This is a genomic window from Phenylobacterium sp. (assembly GCF_004799395.1).
Lineage (GTDB): Bacteria > Pseudomonadota > Alphaproteobacteria > Caulobacterales > Caulobacteraceae > Phenylobacterium.
On record NZ_SSMZ01000038.1, the window covers coordinates 1 to 15,002 of the forward strand.

Sequence of the window (15,002 nt, forward strand, 5' to 3'; positions counted from 1 at the left end):
ATCTCTGTCGAGATCGGTCGCGGCACCGTGCCGACCCCCAACCAGCCCAGCTTCCTGGAGCTGGAAGAGGCGCTCAACACCATTCCGGCCGAAGGCGCCGCCTAGGCGCGACAGCGCCGGGCGCGAGCTCTGGCGGCCGTCCCGGACCGCCATCACGAGAACCTTGGGTCGGGTGTTCTCCCGTCCGCGAAGCAGCGCATAGTCGTCGCCGCGCCCCTTGAGTCGGGCGCTTCGGCCCTTCGCTTTCGAGGATGCAGCCCATGAACACGCCCCTGCTCAGCAAGCTCCTGGTCGCCGGCGCCGCCGTCGCGGCCCTCTCGGTCGCCGCCTGCTCGAAGGCCGAGAAGGCCGACACGGCCAAGGCTGCGCCCGCCGCCGGCTCCTCCTCCGCCGCCGCCGCCGAGGCGGCCCAGAACGCCGCGGCCGCCGCCGCCGACGCCGCGGCCGACGCCAACAAGGCCGACACCGCCGCCACGCCGCCTGCGGCGACGCCCGCTCCTCCGGCCGCCGACGCGCCCGCGGCGGCCCCGCCGAAGAAATAGCCGGCGCCTGGCGACAGGCCTTGCCCGGGGCCGTCCGCGAGGGCGGCCCTTTTTCGCGGCCACGCTATATCCTGCTCCCATGGCCGATCCGCCCCCGAACAGCCCGCTCGACTGGAGCGACGACGGCCAGCCGCGCTCGCGGCTCTATGACGACGTCTATTTCTCCGCCGAGGGCGGCCTGGCGGAGGCCCGCGCGGTGTTCCTCGCCGGCTGCGGCCTGCCGCAGGCCTGGGCCGGCCGGACCCGGTTCACCATCGGCGAGCTGGGCTTCGGCGCCGGGCTCAACGCCGCCGCCCTGATTGAGCTTTGGAGCCGCGAACGGCCGGCGTACGGGCGTCTGCACATCTTCTCCGTCGAGGCCCACCCGATCAGCGCCGAAGACGCCCGTCGCGCGCTGGCCCATTGGCCCGAGCTGGCAGGCCTTGCGGCGCGGCTGACCGCCCAGTGGCCTGGCCAAGCGCGTGGGGTCCACAGGGTTGAATTCGCCGACCTGGGGGTGATCCTCGACGTCGCGGTGGCCGAGGTCGCCGAGGCGCTGGCAGGCTGGTCGGGCCGGGCGGACGCCTGGTTCCTCGATGGCTTCGCGCCGGCGCGCAATCCAGCCATGTGGGCCGACGAGGTGCTGGCGCTGGTCGCGGCCCGCTCGGCGCCGGGCGCGGCGGCGGCCACCTTCACGGTTGCGGGCCAGGTGCGCCGCGGGCTCGTCGCCGCCGGTTTTACAGTGGCCAAGGCGCCCGGCTTCGGGCGCAAGCGCGAGCGGCTGACCGCGGCGATGCCGGGCCCGGCGGCGGCCGCGTCGTCGGTCCGCCGCGTGGTGATCGTCGGCGCCGGTATCGCCGGAGCCTCGGCGGCCCGCGCCGTCCGCGCCCTGGGCGGCGAGGCGCTGGTCTTCGACGCCGAGGGCCGAGGGTCCGGCGCCTCGGGCAACCCGACGGCTCTGGTGACGCCGCGCCTCGACGCCGGCCTCGCTGAGCCCGCCCAGCTGTTCGCCCAGGCCTTCCGGCGCGCCATCGCGCTCTATGAGGCCCAGCCGGCGATCATCGTCAGCCGCGGCGCCCTGCAGCTCGCCACCCAGCCACGCGACGCGGCCCGCTTCGCCAAGGTCGCGGATTCGGACCTCTTCGAGCCCGGTGCGTTGCGGATCCTGTCCTCCGATGAGACCGCGGCTTGGCTGGGCGAGGACGCGCCCGAGGGCCTGGCGCACCGGGACGGCCTGGTGATTGAGCCCGCCCCCCTCCTGGCCGCCTGGGCGCCGGTGGTGCGCTCCGTCGCGGTCGCGCGGATTGAGCGCATCGGCGAGGGCTGGCGACTGCTGGACGCCGACGGCGCGGTATTGGCGCAGGCCGATGCGGTGATCGTGGCCGCTGGCCTGGCCTCGCTCGGTCTGGTCGAAGGCCTGCCACTGAGCGCGGTCCGCGGCCAGGCGAGCTTCACCGCGTTGCCCGACCCGCCGCCGGCCGCGGCCTTCGGCGGCTATGCGATCCCGACACGCGACGGAGTGCTGTTCGGCGCCACCAATGACCGGGACGATGTCGCCCGCGACATCCGCGCCGAAGACCACGCCCGCAACCTCGCCGCCCTGGCCGAAGGCCTGCCGATGCTGGCGGCGCGGCTGGCCGGCAGGCCCCTGGAAGGCCGCGCTGCGATCCGCGTCGCCACGCCGGACTACCTGCCCGTCGCCGGCGCCGCGCCCGAGGCGCCGGCTGGCCTGTTCGTGCTGAGCGGCTTCAGCGCCCGGGGGTTCACGCTCGCGCCGCTGCTGGCCGAGCATGTGGCGGCCCTGGCGCTCGGCGCGCCGTCGCCCCTGCCGGCCGCCCTGGCGGCGATCGTCGAGCCCGCCCGCTTCGCCCGCCGTGCGGCGCGCCGCGCCTAGGCCCTTCCCGGTTCAGGCGAGTTCACCTGAACCGGATAAGAAGGGTATATCTTCAAAGGTTTAGAGCGCGTCGGACGGTGAACCGGTCTCCACTTCACCCTGACGCGGTCTAGGCAACCAAGCTTCGCCTCTGTAGGTTGAAGCGGGGGGACGGTCTTTCGTGAGGATCCGACCGATGAAGACAGCCACCGCCATAGCGTTCGCCGCCGTCGCGTCGCTGACAATGTCCGCCGCGGGCGGCCACGCCCAGGACAAACCCGCCGACAAACCCGCCAGCAAGAACGAGTGTTTCTGGTCGCGCAATGTCACCAGTTTCGCCGCGCCCGACGACCACACGGTCTACATCAAGGTCAACCTGCGCGACGTCTACCGGCTGGACCTGATGGTCTCCTGCCCCGACGTCGACTGGGATCAGCGGGTCGCGCTCGTCTCAAACCGTGGCGCGGGCGGCAGCATCTGCGGCCCGCTGGACGCCGAGATCGTCAGTCACGCCACCGGGCTTGGCCCTCAGCGCTGCCCGGTGAAGGCCCTGCGCAAGCTGACGCCTGAAGAGGTCGCCGCCCTGCCGAAGAAGGCAAAGCCCTAGACATCAGGTCGTCCGCCCTTCCGTGACGGGCGGACCTTCCGGTTCGGGCAGGAACGGCCAAACCAGGGCGTGGACGAGGGTCTCTGGCCGGTGGTCGAGGCCAGTCGGCGGGAACACTGCCGCCGGCCTGTAGCTTCCCAGGATCACGTCGAAGATCGGGAACAGGGCGGCGAAATTCGCGCCGTGGTGGGCCGGGTCGCTGGAGTGATGCGTTCGATGGTACGACGGTGAGTTCAGAAGCCAGCTCAGCCGCCCGAAACTGACCCGCAAATTCGCGTGGCTGAAGTAATTGTAGGCGCTGAGGGCCGCGTAGACCGTGAGCGTCGTGACCGACGGACGGAACAGGATCGCCGCCACGGGCCAGATCGTCAGCGCCTTGATCAGACTATCTCCCCACCAATTCCGGTCGGTCGTCGTGGCGTTCATGCAGGGATCGGAGTGGTGCAGCGAGTGCATCCGCCAGAGGAACGGGATCGCGTGCTGGGCCCGGTGGAACAGGTATTCGCCAAGGTCCATGGCCAGGATGTAGGCCACGGCAGCCGCGACGGGCGGCCACGCCGGGTTGGTGACGGCTGGAAGGCCGAGACGATCGGCGAAGGCCACCATCGAGCTTGCGACCACCGGCGCCATGAAGATCGCAGGGACCAGCCTGGCGAACAGGATCGCGATGTTGAGCAGGCGCTGGCTCGGGTCCTTGCGGGCCGGGAACCGACCCTCCAGAAGCGTCAGCCCCAAAAGGGCGATGGCCATGAGGAAGAGGTCCATCATCGTCCTAGCACCCCGCGCCAAGGGGCGCCGAGTGCGTCCTCCGCGTCAGCGGAGGGCTTCGGCCTGCCGGGTCGGAAGAGATGGTGGACGTGACAGGGATCGAACCTGTGACCCCCTCGATGTCAACGAGGTGCTCTCCCGCTGAGCTACACGTCCAAACCGTCGTCTCGGGAAGGCGGGGATATACCGACGAGGCCCTTCCCACGCAAGCGCGAGAGGCGCGATGCATATTAAGCCGCGATCATCCGCTCCACCTCGGAGACGATCTCGCGCAGGTGGATGGGCTTGGAGAGCACCTTGGCGCCGGCCGGCGCCTGGCTGCCGGCGGCGAGCGCCACGGCGGCGAAGCCGGTGATGAACATGATCCTCAAGTCCGGATGCAGGGCGGCGGCCTGGCGGGCCACCTCGATGCCGTCCAGTCCCGGCATGACGATGTCGGTCAGCAGCAGGTCCCACTCTTGGTCGAGGATAGCCGCGGCCTCGTCGCCATCGGCGCAGGCCACGACCTCGTAGCCGGCGCGTTCCAGCGCACGCGCCAGGAAGCCGCGGAGGCTGTCGTCGTCTTCGGCCAGGAGGATGCGGGGCATGGGGACTCTTGCGGCGGCGGACTTTGAGGATCGTCAGGGAACACCCAACATAGCTTCGGATGGGTAAAGGCGCGATGAAGCTTTGACCCACGCCGAGGCTCAGCGTTCTATGTCGGCTAATGAACGCCTGGGAGCCCATCGCCGTCGAGGACACGCCCGTGGCCGGCGCGTTCGGGCTGCGCCGCGCGGGCGCGGACGGCCAGGCGCCGCCGACGCCGCTGGTCTTCGCCTCGCCGCACTCAGGCCGCGACTACCCCGACGACATGATGGCGGCCACGACCCTGGACGCCCAGGCGATCCGCCGCTCGGAGGACGCCTTCGTCGACGATCTGATCGCCGGAGCTCCCGGGCTGGGGGCCGCGACGCTCACCGCCCGCTATGCGCGGGCCTATATCGACCTGAACCGCGAGGCTTTCGAGCTCGACCCCGGCATGTTCGAGGACGAGTTGCCGGAGTTCGCCCGCGCCCGCACCGCGCGCGTGGCGGCCGGCCTGGGCGCCATCGCCCGCGTGGTCTCCGAAGGCCAGGAGATCTACGCCCGCAAGCTCACCTTCTCCGAGGCGCGCGGGCGAATCGAGGTGGCGCACCGGCCCTATCACGCGGCCCTGGAGCGGTTGATCGCTGAGGCGCACAAGGCGCACGGCTTTGCGATCCTGATCGACTGGCACTCCATGCCGGCCGCCGCGGCGCGGTCGGGCGGGCGCGACCGGCCCTGCGATTTCGTGCTGGGCGACCGGTTCGGCGCGGCCTGCGCGAACCTGCTCACCGCCCGCGTCGAACGTGAGCTGGAGGCTCTGGGATATCGTGTCGCCCGCAACACCCCCTACGCTGGCGGCTACACGACGGAGCACTACGGCCGGCCGTCGCGGCGCACCCATGCCCTGCAGATCGAGATCAACCGCGGGCTCTATCTGGATGAGCAGGCGCTGACGCCCACCGCCGGCTTCGAACGGCTGAAGGGGCATCTGGAGCGCCTGACCGGCGCGCTCGCGGCCGCCGACTGGAGTTCGCTGAAGGACTAACCTCCCTCCCGCCGCTTCGCGGGGGAGGCACAGCCCAAAAAAAAGCCGCGCCCGAAGGCGCGGCAGTTCATAGGGAGGAAACGCCCAGGAAGGGCAGAGGCGGCAAGGCCGCCTCACGAATTGAATGTACGGTGCGATGCACAACGACGCAAGCGGGTGCGACAAAAAACCTGCATTTTCATGACGGTGACCTAAGAAAACCTAGGCTTTTCCAGGTCTTGCGCAGCGGCGGCCAACCCCCATTTAGGGTGCACCGCACAACAGCTTGGCCGTTGGGGGGCTCGCGCCGGGCCGCCGGCCCCAACTCCAAGCTGGCGGTTGCGCCTTCTCTCCCCTACAAGCGCGCCTTCCTCGCCCCCCGAAATCCTCGTTTAAGAATCCCATGTCGCTCCGTAACATCGCCATCATCGCCCACGTCGACCACGGCAAGACCACCCTGGTGGACCAGTTGCTCGCCCAGTCCGGCGTGTTCCGCGCCAACGAGGCTCATGCCGAACGGGCGATGGATTCCAACGACCAGGAGCGCGAGCGCGGGATCACCATCCTGGCTAAGTGCACGAGCGTGCTGTGGCACGGCGAGGCCGGCGACACCCGGATCAACATCATCGACACCCCCGGCCATGCCGACTTCGGCGGCGAGGTTGAGCGGATCCTCGGCATGGTGGATGGCTGCGTCATCCTGGTGGACGCCGAGGAAGGCGTCATGCCCCAGACCAAGTTCGTGCTGGGCAAGGCGCTGAAGATGGGCCTGCGCCCCATCCTCTGCCTCAACAAGGTCGACCGGCCGCACGCCGATCCCGACCGCGTGCTCAATGACGTCTTCGACCTGTTCGCCGCTATGGGCGCGACCGACGAGCAGCTGGACTTCCCGCACATCTACGCCTCGGGCAAGAACGGCTGGGCCACCCTGGACATGGCCAAGCCCAACGACACCCTCGCCCCGCTGTTCGATCTGATCGTCCGCCACGTGCCGGAACCCAAGGTGGTGGAGAACAAGGACAAGCCGTTCCAGATTCTGTCGGTGCTGATCGAGAACGACCCGTTCCTGGGCCGACTGCTCACCGGCCGCATCGAGAGCGGCAAGGCGACACCCGGCCTGGCGATCCACGCCCTCGGCCTGGACGGCAAGGAAATCGAACGTGGCCGCATCACCAAGGTCCTGGCCTTCCGCGGCCTGAAGCGCCAGCCGATCGAGGACGCTGAAGCCGGCGATATCGTCGCCATCGCGGGCCTCTCGAAGGCGACGGTGGCCGACACCCTGTGCGCCATGGACGTCACCGAGGCCCTGCCGGCCCAGCCGATCGACCCGCCGACCATCTCCATGACCGTCAGCGTCAACGACAGCCCCTTGGCGGGCCGCGAAGGCGACAAGGTGCAAAGCCGCGTCATCGCCGCGCGCCTGCTGAAGGAGGCCGAGTCCAACGTCGCCATCCGGGTGACCGAAACTGCCGACAAGGATGCCTATGAGGTGGCCGGCCGCGGCGAACTGCAGCTGGGCGTGTTGATCGAAGGCATGCGCCGTGAGGGCTTCGAGCTCTCCATCAGCCGTCCGCGCGTGGTGTTCCAGACCGATCCGGAGACCGGCGAGCGCCTGGAGCCCATCGAGGACGTCATGATCGACGTCGACGACGAGTTCACCGGAATCGTCATCGAGAAGTTGTCGGCCCGCAAAGCCGAACTGAAGGACATGGGTCCCTCAGGCGCGGGCAAGACCCGCCTGTCGCTGATGAGCCCGTCGCGCTCGCTGATCGGCTATCAGGGCGAGTTCCTCACCGACACCCGCGGGTCCGGCGTGCTGAACCGCGTATTCAGCCACTACGAAGCTTACAAGGGCGCCATCGACGCCGGCCGCAAGGGTGTGCTGGTGTCCAACTCCGACGGCGAGACCACGGCTTTCGCCCTGTGGAACCTGGAAGACCGCGGGACCATGTTCGTGGGCGGCGGCGAGAAGACCTACCAGGGCATGATCATCGGCGAGAACTCGCGCCAGGACGACCTGGACGTCAATCCGATGAAGGCCAAGCAGCTCACCAACATCCGGTCCGCCGGCAAGGACGAGGCCGTGCGCCTGATCCCGCCGCGCCGTCCGACCCTCGAGCAGGCCATCGCCTATATCGAGGAGGACGAGCTGGTGGAGGTCACCCCGAAGTCGATCCGCCTGCGCAAACGGGTGCTGAACCCCAGCTTCCGGAAAAAGCGCGTCAAGGAAGACTAGCCGCCGGCCGCGGGGCGTGAGACTCATTGAGCCTCGGAGTTCCGCCATGACCGTCGCCGTCCAGTCTCCCGCCAAACCGCCCCGCCACTATCCGACCCCCGCCGCCAAGTGCGCCGACCTGGTGGTGCACGTCGTGGGCCTGACCCTGGCCCTGGTGGGCGGAATCATCCTTTTGGCGCTGGCGGTGCGGGCTGGATCGATCACCCAGGTGGTCGGCGTCTCGATCTATGCGGCGGGCGTCCTGGCCATGCTGGCCTTTTCCACCGCCTACAATTTCGCCAAGGCGCGCTACCGGCCGGTGCTGAGAAGGCTCGACCACGCGGGCATCTTCCTGATGATCGCCGGCTCCTACACGCCCTTCACGATCCACAATCTGACCGGCGGCTGGGCGTGGGGCATGACGGTGGCCATCTGGTCGCTCGCGGCCTTCGGCGCCTTGAGCAAGATCTTCTGGATCGGCATGGACCGTCGCATCGGCGTCGGAGTCTACCTGGCGCTGGGCTGGCTGGTGGTGGTGGCGCTGAAGCCCATGATCGATAGCGTCTACTGGGTCGCCCTGCTGCTTCTGCTGGCCGGCGGGGTGCTCTATTCGACGGGCGTGATCTTCTATGTGAACAAGCGCCTGAAGTTCTCGCGCGCCATCTGGCACGGCCACGTGGTGGCCGCCGCGGCGACGCACTGGGCGGCCGTCTTGCTCGGCGTCGTGCTCTTCAGCCGCACATAGCTTCAGGCGGGGTAAACGCGCTCCATCCAGGTGTCGCCGCGGGCGTAGTCGTTGCGCGCCGGCGGGCCGATATCGGTGAAGCCCATGGCCCGGTAGAGACCCAGCGCCGGCGCCAGGCTGGAATTGGTCTCCAGATAGAGCCGCCGCGCGCCCATCTCGGCGCCGGCGTCGATGCAGCGCTGCATCAGCATCCGCCCCAGGCCGGAGCCGCGCAGGGTCTCAAGTACGGTCATCTTGGCCACCTCGTAGCCGCCGTCCTCCATCGGGATCAGGGCGACGCAGCCCACCGCCTCGCCGTCCTTGAAGGCCATGAAGATGCGTCCGCCCGCCACGACGATCTTCCCCTGCGGGTCGCCCAGAACCTCGCGGTCCTTGGCCTCGATGGCGAAGTACTTGGAGATCCAGGCCTCGTTCAGGATCTTGAACGCCTCAGCGTGACAGGGCTCAAACTCGACGATCTCCATGGACGCAGGCGCTCCGGTCAGGTCATGAAGGGGCAATCGCCGCCCCGACAGATGATCTAATGCCCAACCCGATCTACTCAAGCCTGCCGATGACCGTCTTCGAGGAGATGTCCGGTCTCGCCAGGACGCTCGGCGCCATCAACCTTGGCCAGGGCTTCCCCGACGATCCGGGGCCGGAAGCGATCCGCGCCAAGGCGGCCGACGCAACCCTGAACGGCTACAATCAGTATCCGCCCATGGCCGGCCTGCCGGAGCTGCGCCAGGCGGTCGCCGGCCACTATGCCCGCACCCAGGGCCTCGAACTCGACCCGATGAGCGAGATCACCGTCACATCCGGCGCCACCGAGGCCCTGGCCGCGGCCTTCTTCGCGCTGATCGAGGCGGGCGACGAGGTGATCGTCTTCCAGCCGCTCTACGACGCCTACCTGCCGCTGATCCGCCGGGCCGGCGGTGTCCCGAAGCTGGTCAGTCTGGCGCCGCCGCGCTGGCGGTTCGACCGGGCGATGCTGGAGGCGGCGTTCAGCGACGCCACCAGGTTCGTGGTGCTCAATAACCCGAACAATCCCTCGGGCGTGGTGCTGCCTGACGAGGACCTGGCCCTGTTGGCCGAGCTCTGTGTGAAGCACGACGTCATCGCCATCTGCGACGAGGTCTGGGAGCAGGTGGTGTTCGGCAATGCAAAGCACCGGCCGCTGATCGCCTTCCCCGGCATGCACGATCGCTGCGTGAAGATCGGCTCGGCGGGAAAGATGTTCGGCCTGACCGGCTGGAAGGTCGGCTTCATGTGCGCGGCGCCCGATCTGACCTACAGTCTTGCCCGCGCCCACCAGTTCCTCACCTTCACCACCCCGCCCAACCTGCAGACCGCCGTCGCCTGGGGCCTGGACAATTCCGAGGACTGGTTCCGACGGATGCCGCGCGACCTCGAACGCTCCCGCGACCGCCTCAGCGAAGGCCTGAGGCGCGAAGGCTTCGCGGTGCTGCCCAGCGAGGGCACCTATTTCGTCAACATCGACCTGACCGCGTCGGGGATCGCTGAGGGCGACCGGGACTTCTGCCTGCGTGCCGTGAAGGAGGCGGGCGTAGCCGCCATCCCGGTCTCGGCCCTCTATGAGGAAGACCCGGTGACCCACATCGTGCGCCTGTGCTTCTCCAAGCGCGACGAGACGCTGGACGGCGGGATCGGGCGGCTGGCCAAGGCCCGGGAACTCAGCGCGGCGTCGCCAGCCAAATGACGTGCCGGGCGCCGCGCTTGCCGCCGGTGGCGCGGACCGGGACCTCCTCGGCCTGATAGCCGGCGCCCTCCAGCCGCCGGGTGAAGCCGTCGTCGCGCCCCGCAGACCAGACGGCAAGCACCCCGCCGGGCCGCAAGGCCCGTCTCGCCGCATTCAGCCCTCCGACCGAATATAGCCTGTCGTTGGCGTCACGGTTGAGGCCGCCGGGGCCGTTGTCGACGTCGAGCAGAATGGCGTCGAAACGTCCCCGCGCCGCGGCGATCACCCCGACAACGTCCGCTTCAATGACGGCCACCCGCGGATCGTCCAAGCAGCCCTTGAACAGTTCGGTCATCGGGCCGCGGGCCCAGCTCACCACCGCCGGGACCAGCTCCGAGACGACCACGCCGGCATTGTTCGGCAGCTCCGCCAACGCTGTGCGCAGAGTGAAGCCCATGCCGAGGCCACCGATCAGCACCTGAGCGCTGGGCCGGCCGTCGATCCGCGCGCAGGCCAGCGTCGCCAGGGCCCTCTCCGACCCGCTCAGCCGGCTGTTCATCAGCTCGATCGAGCCTGACATGATCGAAAGCTCGGCGCCGCGCCGCATGAGGCGCAGTTCCCCCCCATTGGGGATCTTGGCGGTGTCCAGGTGAACCCAGGGGATCATGGCCATCCATCGCATCCGCCGGCGTCTAGGACGAGTCACCCTGCCTCAAATCCCACCGACCTTGCGAAGATGACCAACATCTTGCGCCTATGCCTTTCCAAGCCTGACAAGACCCTCGACACCGGGGCCGAACGGCTGGCCACGGCGGGAGCTTGTCAGCCGGGCCCGCCAGGGCTCAGCATGGCTGCTCTGGAGGACCGCCATGCCCGCCACCCTGCGCCACTTCGCGATCAACGCCACGGAAGTGCCTCGCGCCAAGGCCTTCTACGAGACCGTCTTCGGCTGGAGTTTCACGCCCTGGGGCCCGCCCGGCTTCTACCAGACCCGCAGCGCCGGCGAGGGCTTCTTGGGCGCGCTGCAAGGCCGCCGCGACATCGGCGGGCACGTCATGCCGGGCGTCGAGGTCAGCTATGGCGTGGATGACATCAAGGCGACCATCGCCGCCATCGAGGCGCACGGGGGGAAGGTGATCATGCAGCCCTTCCGCATCGACGGCGTGGGCGAGCTGATTTTCTTCCAGGACCCCGAGGGCAATATCGCCGGCGCCATGCAGTACGAGGCGGATCAGTGGTGAGCCCGAGCGCGGTTGGGGTGCTGGGCGATGCGAAACTGCAGGCCCTGGTCGACCGGCTGCAGGCTCAGAGTGTGGCGCAGGAGGCTGCGACCGGCGCCTACTTCGTCGAGCGCATCAAGGCGGGCGACCTCAGCTGGGAAGGGTTCGACGATCGCCTGACCCAATTCATGGCCGACAAGCTGGTGGCGCTGGAGCCGATCAAGGCGGAGTTCTGCCACCTGATGTGCCGCAGCCTGCAGGCAAGGCGCGTGGTCGAGGTCGGGACTTCGTTCGGCGTCTCGACCCTCTACCTGGCGGCCGCGGTGCGGGCGAACGGCGGCGGCGTGGTGATCGGCACGGAGCACGAACCGGCCAAGGCCGCCGCGGCCACGGCTCACTTCGCCGAGGCCGGCCTGTCGGAACTGATCGACCTGCGCGAGGGCGATCTGCGCGAGACCCTCAAGGTCATCGAAGGCCCGGTCGACTTCGTGCTGATGGACATCTGGACCGAAATGACGCGTCCGGCCATGGAGCTGATCACGCCCCACCTGCGCCCCGGCGCGGTGGTCATCGCCGACAACACTGTCCAGGCGGCGCGGGGGTATCAGCAGTTTTTCGAGTTCGTGCGCGACCCGGCGAACGGGCTGACGACGATGACCCTGCCGTTCGAGGGCGGCCTGGAGATGGTGGTGAAAGCGTAGCCCCCTTCCGCCGCTTCGCGGGGGAGGTAGGGCTCAGCACGTACTCCCGCCGTCCACGACGATCGTCTGCCCCGTCGTCCACGCGCCGGCGCGGCTCGCCAGATAGACCGCCGCTCCGGCCAAGTCGTCCGGCTCGCCCAGGCGGCGCAGCGGCGTGCCGGAGCTGGCGCGTTCCTCGCCGGCCGGGGTGTCCCAGAGCGCCTTGGCAAAGTCGGTCTTCACTAGGCCCGGCGCCACGCAATTCACCCGGATGTTGTGGGGGCCCAGCTCCTTGGCGAGGTTGCGGGCCAGCTGCATGTCGGCGGCCTTGGAGATGCAATAGGCGCCGATCACCTCCGAGCCGCGCAGGCCGCCGATGGAGGAAACGATGATGATCGCCCCATCCTTCCGTTCCTTCATCTCCGGCGCGACCATCTGGATCATCCAGTTGTTGGCGATGATGTTGTTGGAGAGGATTTTCGAGAAGGCGTCGTCGCCGATGTCGAGCTGGCTGCCGTAGAACGGGTTGGACGCGGCGTTGCAGACCAGGATGTCGATCTTGCCGAACGCCTTGCGCGTCTCGTCCATCAGCCGCTGAAGGTCGTCTTTCGAGGAGATGTTGGCGGGCACGGCGATGGCGTGGCCGGCCGAGCGGGCGTTGATCGCGGCGGCCACCTCCTCGCAAGGGCCGGCCTTGCGGGACGAGATCACCACCTTGGCGCCATGGGCCGCCATCTGCTCGGCGATGGCCTTGCCGATCCCGCGCGACGACCCGGTGATCACCGCGACCTTGCCCGTCAGGTCGAACAGCTTGCCGGTCAGCACGCCCGGCTTATCCATCACGTCGCTCATGGCGAGGCTCCCTAAAACGCTCGTTCGATTTGCCGGCCATTTGCGATGCCGGCCCCTCGAAGGTCAAGCGGGCTGGGCGGCGAGATGGCGCTCCATGCGGGCGACGCGCATCGGTCCGGCCTGCGGGTGGTTCACGTCGATCTCATCTATCCTGCGGAAGCCCAGTCTCTCGTAGAAGCCCGCCAGCGGTGGGTCGCAGTCCAGGCGCAGCCGCCAGCGGCCCTGCATCAGGGCCAGCGTCGCGGCATGCTCGACCAGGGCCGAGGGCGCGCCCTGGCCGGCGTAGGCGCGCCGCACGGCGAGCTTGTGGATGTAGCTCGCCTCGCCGGCGGGATAGTCGGGCCAGAAGAGGGGGTCTTCCGGCTCCAGGATCATCACCGCGGCGATCTCGCCCGCCACCTTGGCGGTCAGCATGTGGCCGCATGCGACGATCGGGGCCGTGAACGCCTCGCCCAGCAGCTCGGGGTCCCACAGCGGCGCGCGCCAGGTGGCGATCCAGCGCGCCGCTTCCTGCATCACCTCGGCGACCGCCAGCGCCTCGCCGGGCGCGGCCAGCCCGATCTGGAAGCTCGCAGACGCCATGGCGACTCCAAGTGAAGGAACCCGAACCTACCGGCGGCGCGCGGCGGCGACAATCGCCACGCGGGGCTCTAAGCTTGGCGGAAACGCCGGGGAGTTGGCATGCGAATCATCGGGCGGATCGCGCTCTTCCTGTTCGTCGCGATCCTCGTGGTGATTGGCGTCGCACTGGTGCGGACCCTGATGTACCGCCCGCCGGGCCAGGTGAGCTCCATCGACGTCCGTGTCTCGCCGCCCGTCCCGTTCGATGTCGACCAGGCCGCCCAGCATCTGTCGCAGGCCGTCCAGATCCAGACCGTGAGCCACCAGAACCTGGCCGACGACCAGCCGGCCGAATGGACGCGCCTGCATGACTTCCTGATGGCCAGCTATCCGGCGGCGCACGCGGCCATGACCCGCGAGATCGTCGGCAAGAACACGCTGATCTACACCTGGAAGGGCTCCGACCCGACGCTGACGCCCATCGTGCTGATGGCCCACCAGGACGTGGTTCCGGTGACCCCGGGCTCGGAGGCGGACTGGAAGCATCCGCCGTTCTCCGGCGCCATCGCCGACGGCGCGGTCTGGGGCCGCGGCTCCGTGGACGACAAGGGCTCGCTGATCACCCTGTTCGAAGGGGTCGAGGCGCTCGCCAAGAGCGGCTTCAAGCCGCGCCGCACGGTGATGATCGTCTCCGGCGAGGATGAGGAGACCCACGGGACCGGCGCCCAGGCCGCCGCGGCCCTGCTGAAATCGCGCGGGATCAAGGCGCAGTTCGTGCTCGACGAGGGCCTGGCGGAAATCACCGACAACCCGGTGACGGGCGGCAAGCTGTCGCTGATCGGCACGGCCGAGAAGGGCTATGCGACCCTGAAGGTGACTGCCAAGGCGGAGGGCGGCCACTCCTCGGCCCCGCCGGCCGACGGCGGCGGCGTGGTCACCCTCTCGCACGCGGTGACGGCGATCAACGACCACGGCTTCCCCATGGACTTCCGCGGACCTGGCGCGGCCATGCTGCAGACCGTGGCGCCTCGGGCGTCGTTCCCGGTGCGCCTGGCGGTGGCCAACAGCTGGCTCTTCAAGCCGATGCTGATCCGGCAGATGGGCGCCACGGCCTCTGGGGCGGCGATGCTTCACACCACCATCGCGCCCACCATGCTCCTGGGCAGTCCGAAGGAGAACGTCCTGCCGCAGGACGCCGCGGCCTGGATCAACTACCGCATCGCGCCTGGCGACACGTCCGCGAGCGTCATGGCCCGCGCTAGGGCGGCGGTGGGACGGCTGCCGGTGGCGCTAACCTGGGTCGACGCCCCGTCGGAGCCGTCACGGGTGTCCTCCACCGCCTCGGACGGCTGGAAGATGGTCTCGGCCGTCGCCGGCAAGGTCACCGGCGCGCCGGTGGCGCCCAGCCTGGTGACCGCCGGCACGGACAGCCGCTACCTGCAGGGGGTCGCCACCGACGTCTACCGCTTCCAGCCCATGGCCTTCGGATTGAGGGACATCGAGATGATCCACGGGACCAACGAGCACCTCACGCTCACGAACCTGCGCCAGTGCGTGGACTTCTACGCCCGCCTGATCGCCACCGCGGCGAGCTAGGACGTCCTTAGTCCTGTCTGATCCGCAACTGGCCCTCATAGTCCCGCTTGCCGATCGGCACGCCCCTCATCCGCAGGATGTCGTAGGCGGTGACGGCG

Annotated in this window: 17 protein-coding genes, 1 tRNA gene and 1 pseudogene; 11 read left to right on the plus strand and 8 right to left on the minus strand. The window is 69.1% G+C overall.

The features are described from left to right. The 4 genes and pseudogenes from E8A12_RS02675 to E8A12_RS02690 all read left to right on the plus strand — a co-directional run. Positions 1 to 105: pseudogene (locus tag E8A12_RS02675) on the plus strand (flagellar motor stator protein MotA); the annotation flags it as partial. A 155-nt stretch (positions 106 to 260) separates the two neighbouring features. Continuing rightward, complete coding sequence (locus E8A12_RS02680; RefSeq protein WP_293366212.1) at positions 261 to 542, plus strand: hypothetical protein; 282 nt, start codon at positions 261 to 263, stop codon at positions 540 to 542. Between the two features lie 79 nt (positions 543 to 621). Then, positions 622 to 2,415 (plus strand): tRNA (5-methylaminomethyl-2-thiouridine)(34)-methyltransferase MnmD, encoded by a 1,794-nt coding sequence (gene mnmD, locus E8A12_RS02685; protein ID WP_293366213.1) that lies wholly within the window; start codon positions 622 to 624, stop codon positions 2,413 to 2,415. A 175-nt stretch (positions 2,416 to 2,590) separates the two neighbouring features. Continuing rightward, positions 2,591 to 3,001, plus strand: a complete 411-nt coding sequence (locus tag E8A12_RS02690) for a DUF6491 family protein (RefSeq protein ID WP_293366214.1) — start codon at positions 2,591 to 2,593, stop codon at positions 2,999 to 3,001. A gap of 3 nt (positions 3,002 to 3,004) precedes the next feature. Here the strand turns inward: E8A12_RS02690 and E8A12_RS02695 are convergent, their stop codons facing one another. From E8A12_RS02695 to cpdR, 3 genes are all read right to left on the minus strand, one after another. After that, complete coding sequence (locus E8A12_RS02695) at positions 3,005 to 3,751, minus strand: sterol desaturase family protein (protein ID WP_293366215.1); 747 nt, start codon at positions 3,749 to 3,751, stop codon at positions 3,005 to 3,007. Between the two features lie 99 nt (positions 3,752 to 3,850). Next, positions 3,851 to 3,925, minus strand: a tRNA-Val gene (locus E8A12_RS02700). 74 nt (positions 3,926 to 3,999) lie between these two features. After that, positions 4,000 to 4,356 carry a cell cycle two-component system response regulator CpdR gene (cpdR, locus tag E8A12_RS02705; RefSeq protein WP_293366216.1) on the minus strand — a complete coding sequence of 119 codons (357 nt, stop codon included), beginning with the start codon at positions 4,354 to 4,356 and terminating at the stop codon, positions 4,000 to 4,002. Positions 4,357 to 4,475: 119 nt separating this feature from the next. Between cpdR and E8A12_RS02710 the strand changes: the two genes are divergently transcribed. The 3 genes from E8A12_RS02710 to E8A12_RS02720 all read left to right on the plus strand — a co-directional run bounded on the left by E8A12_RS02710 (position 4,476) and on the right by E8A12_RS02720 (position 8,317). Then, positions 4,476 to 5,378 (plus strand): N-formylglutamate amidohydrolase, encoded by a 903-nt coding sequence (locus E8A12_RS02710; RefSeq protein WP_293366217.1) that lies wholly within the window; start codon positions 4,476 to 4,478, stop codon positions 5,376 to 5,378. 382 nt (positions 5,379 to 5,760) lie between these two features. Beyond that, positions 5,761 to 7,593, plus strand: coding sequence for a translational GTPase TypA (gene typA / locus E8A12_RS02715; RefSeq protein ID WP_293366218.1), 1,833 nt, complete (start codon positions 5,761 to 5,763; stop codon positions 7,591 to 7,593). A 46-nt stretch (positions 7,594 to 7,639) separates the two neighbouring features. Further along, a complete protein-coding gene (locus E8A12_RS02720; RefSeq protein ID WP_293366219.1) occupies positions 7,640 to 8,317 on the plus strand; it encodes a hemolysin III family protein in 678 nt (225 codons plus the stop codon). A 2-nt stretch (positions 8,318 to 8,319) separates the two neighbouring features. Here the strand turns inward: E8A12_RS02720 and E8A12_RS02725 are convergent, their stop codons facing one another. Beyond that, positions 8,320 to 8,817 carry a GNAT family N-acetyltransferase gene (locus tag E8A12_RS02725; RefSeq protein WP_293366220.1) on the minus strand — a complete coding sequence of 166 codons (498 nt, stop codon included), beginning with the start codon at positions 8,815 to 8,817 and terminating at the stop codon, positions 8,320 to 8,322. 23 nt (positions 8,818 to 8,840) lie between these two features. Here E8A12_RS02725 and E8A12_RS02730 point away from each other — a divergent pair, with 23 nt between their 5' ends. After that, complete coding sequence (locus E8A12_RS02730) at positions 8,841 to 10,016, plus strand: aminotransferase (RefSeq protein ID WP_293366221.1); 1,176 nt, start codon at positions 8,841 to 8,843, stop codon at positions 10,014 to 10,016. Here E8A12_RS02730 and E8A12_RS02735 read toward each other — a convergent pair. After that, entirely contained in the window at positions 9,991 to 10,662 is a 672-nt protein-coding gene (locus tag E8A12_RS02735; protein ID WP_363211427.1) for a spermidine synthase, read from the minus strand. The genes E8A12_RS02730 and E8A12_RS02735 overlap by 26 nt on opposite strands. 202 nt (positions 10,663 to 10,864) lie before the next feature. Between E8A12_RS02735 and E8A12_RS02740 the strand changes: the two genes are divergently transcribed. Next, positions 10,865 to 11,236, plus strand: coding sequence for a VOC family protein (locus E8A12_RS02740; protein WP_293366223.1), 372 nt, complete (start codon positions 10,865 to 10,867; stop codon positions 11,234 to 11,236). Continuing rightward, the gene (locus tag E8A12_RS02745; protein WP_293366224.1) at positions 11,233 to 11,916 is read left to right on the plus strand and encodes a class I SAM-dependent methyltransferase; all 684 of its coding nucleotides are present in this window, start codon (positions 11,233 to 11,235) and stop codon (positions 11,914 to 11,916) included. Before E8A12_RS02740 ends, E8A12_RS02745 begins: the two co-directional genes overlap by 4 nt. 33 nt (positions 11,917 to 11,949) lie before the next feature. Here the strand turns inward: E8A12_RS02745 and E8A12_RS02750 are convergent, their stop codons facing one another. Both E8A12_RS02750 and E8A12_RS02755 read right to left on the minus strand, forming a co-directional pair. Beyond that, complete coding sequence (locus E8A12_RS02750) at positions 11,950 to 12,735, minus strand: SDR family oxidoreductase (protein ID WP_293366227.1); 786 nt, start codon at positions 12,733 to 12,735, stop codon at positions 11,950 to 11,952. A 75-nt stretch (positions 12,736 to 12,810) separates the two neighbouring features. Then, a complete protein-coding gene (locus tag E8A12_RS02755; protein ID WP_293366225.1) occupies positions 12,811 to 13,329 on the minus strand; it encodes a GNAT family N-acetyltransferase in 519 nt (172 codons plus the stop codon). A gap of 99 nt (positions 13,330 to 13,428) precedes the next feature. Here E8A12_RS02755 and E8A12_RS02760 point away from each other — a divergent pair, with 99 nt between their 5' ends. Then, the gene (locus E8A12_RS02760; protein WP_293366226.1) at positions 13,429 to 14,904 is read left to right on the plus strand and encodes a M20 family peptidase; all 1,476 of its coding nucleotides are present in this window, start codon (positions 13,429 to 13,431) and stop codon (positions 14,902 to 14,904) included. 7 nt (positions 14,905 to 14,911) lie between these two features. Here E8A12_RS02760 and E8A12_RS22745 read toward each other — a convergent pair. Next, on the minus strand, positions 14,912 to 15,002 hold a 91-nt coding region (locus tag E8A12_RS22745), incomplete at its 5' end, for a DUF1993 family protein (RefSeq protein ID WP_363211429.1).

What these genes read in the sequence shown, in the direction of transcription:
- E8A12_RS02680 (WP_293366212.1), top strand. Translation starts at nt 261, where the DNA reads ATGAACACGCCCCTGCTCAGCAAGCTCCTGGTCGCCGGCGCCGCCGTC.
- mnmD (WP_293366213.1), top strand. Translation starts at nt 622, where the DNA reads ATGGCCGATCCGCCCCCGAACAGCCCGCTCGACTGGAGCGACGACGGC.
- E8A12_RS02690 (WP_293366214.1), top strand. Translation starts at nt 2,591, where the DNA reads ATGAAGACAGCCACCGCCATAGCGTTCGCCGCCGTCGCGTCGCTGACA.
- E8A12_RS02695 (WP_293366215.1), bottom strand. Translation starts at nt 3,751, where the DNA reads ATGGCCATCGCCCTTTTGGGGCTGACGCTTCTGGAGGGTCGGTTCCCG.
- cpdR (WP_293366216.1), bottom strand. Translation starts at nt 4,356, where the DNA reads ATGCCCCGCATCCTCCTGGCCGAAGACGACGACAGCCTCCGCGGCTTC.
- E8A12_RS02710 (WP_293366217.1), top strand. Translation starts at nt 4,476, where the DNA reads ATGAACGCCTGGGAGCCCATCGCCGTCGAGGACACGCCCGTGGCCGGC.
- typA (WP_293366218.1), top strand. Translation starts at nt 5,761, where the DNA reads ATGTCGCTCCGTAACATCGCCATCATCGCCCACGTCGACCACGGCAAG.
- E8A12_RS02720 (WP_293366219.1), top strand. Translation starts at nt 7,640, where the DNA reads ATGACCGTCGCCGTCCAGTCTCCCGCCAAACCGCCCCGCCACTATCCG.
- E8A12_RS02730 (WP_293366221.1), top strand. Translation starts at nt 8,841, where the DNA reads ATGCCCAACCCGATCTACTCAAGCCTGCCGATGACCGTCTTCGAGGAG.
- E8A12_RS02735 (WP_363211427.1), bottom strand. Translation starts at nt 10,662, where the DNA reads ATGATCCCCTGGGTTCACCTGGACACCGCCAAGATCCCCAATGGGGGG.
- E8A12_RS02740 (WP_293366223.1), top strand. Translation starts at nt 10,865, where the DNA reads ATGCCCGCCACCCTGCGCCACTTCGCGATCAACGCCACGGAAGTGCCT.
- E8A12_RS02750 (WP_293366227.1), bottom strand. Translation starts at nt 12,735, where the DNA reads ATGGATAAGCCGGGCGTGCTGACCGGCAAGCTGTTCGACCTGACGGGC.
- E8A12_RS02755 (WP_293366225.1), bottom strand. Translation starts at nt 13,329, where the DNA reads ATGGCGTCTGCGAGCTTCCAGATCGGGCTGGCCGCGCCCGGCGAGGCG.
- E8A12_RS02760 (WP_293366226.1), top strand. Translation starts at nt 13,429, where the DNA reads ATGCGAATCATCGGGCGGATCGCGCTCTTCCTGTTCGTCGCGATCCTC.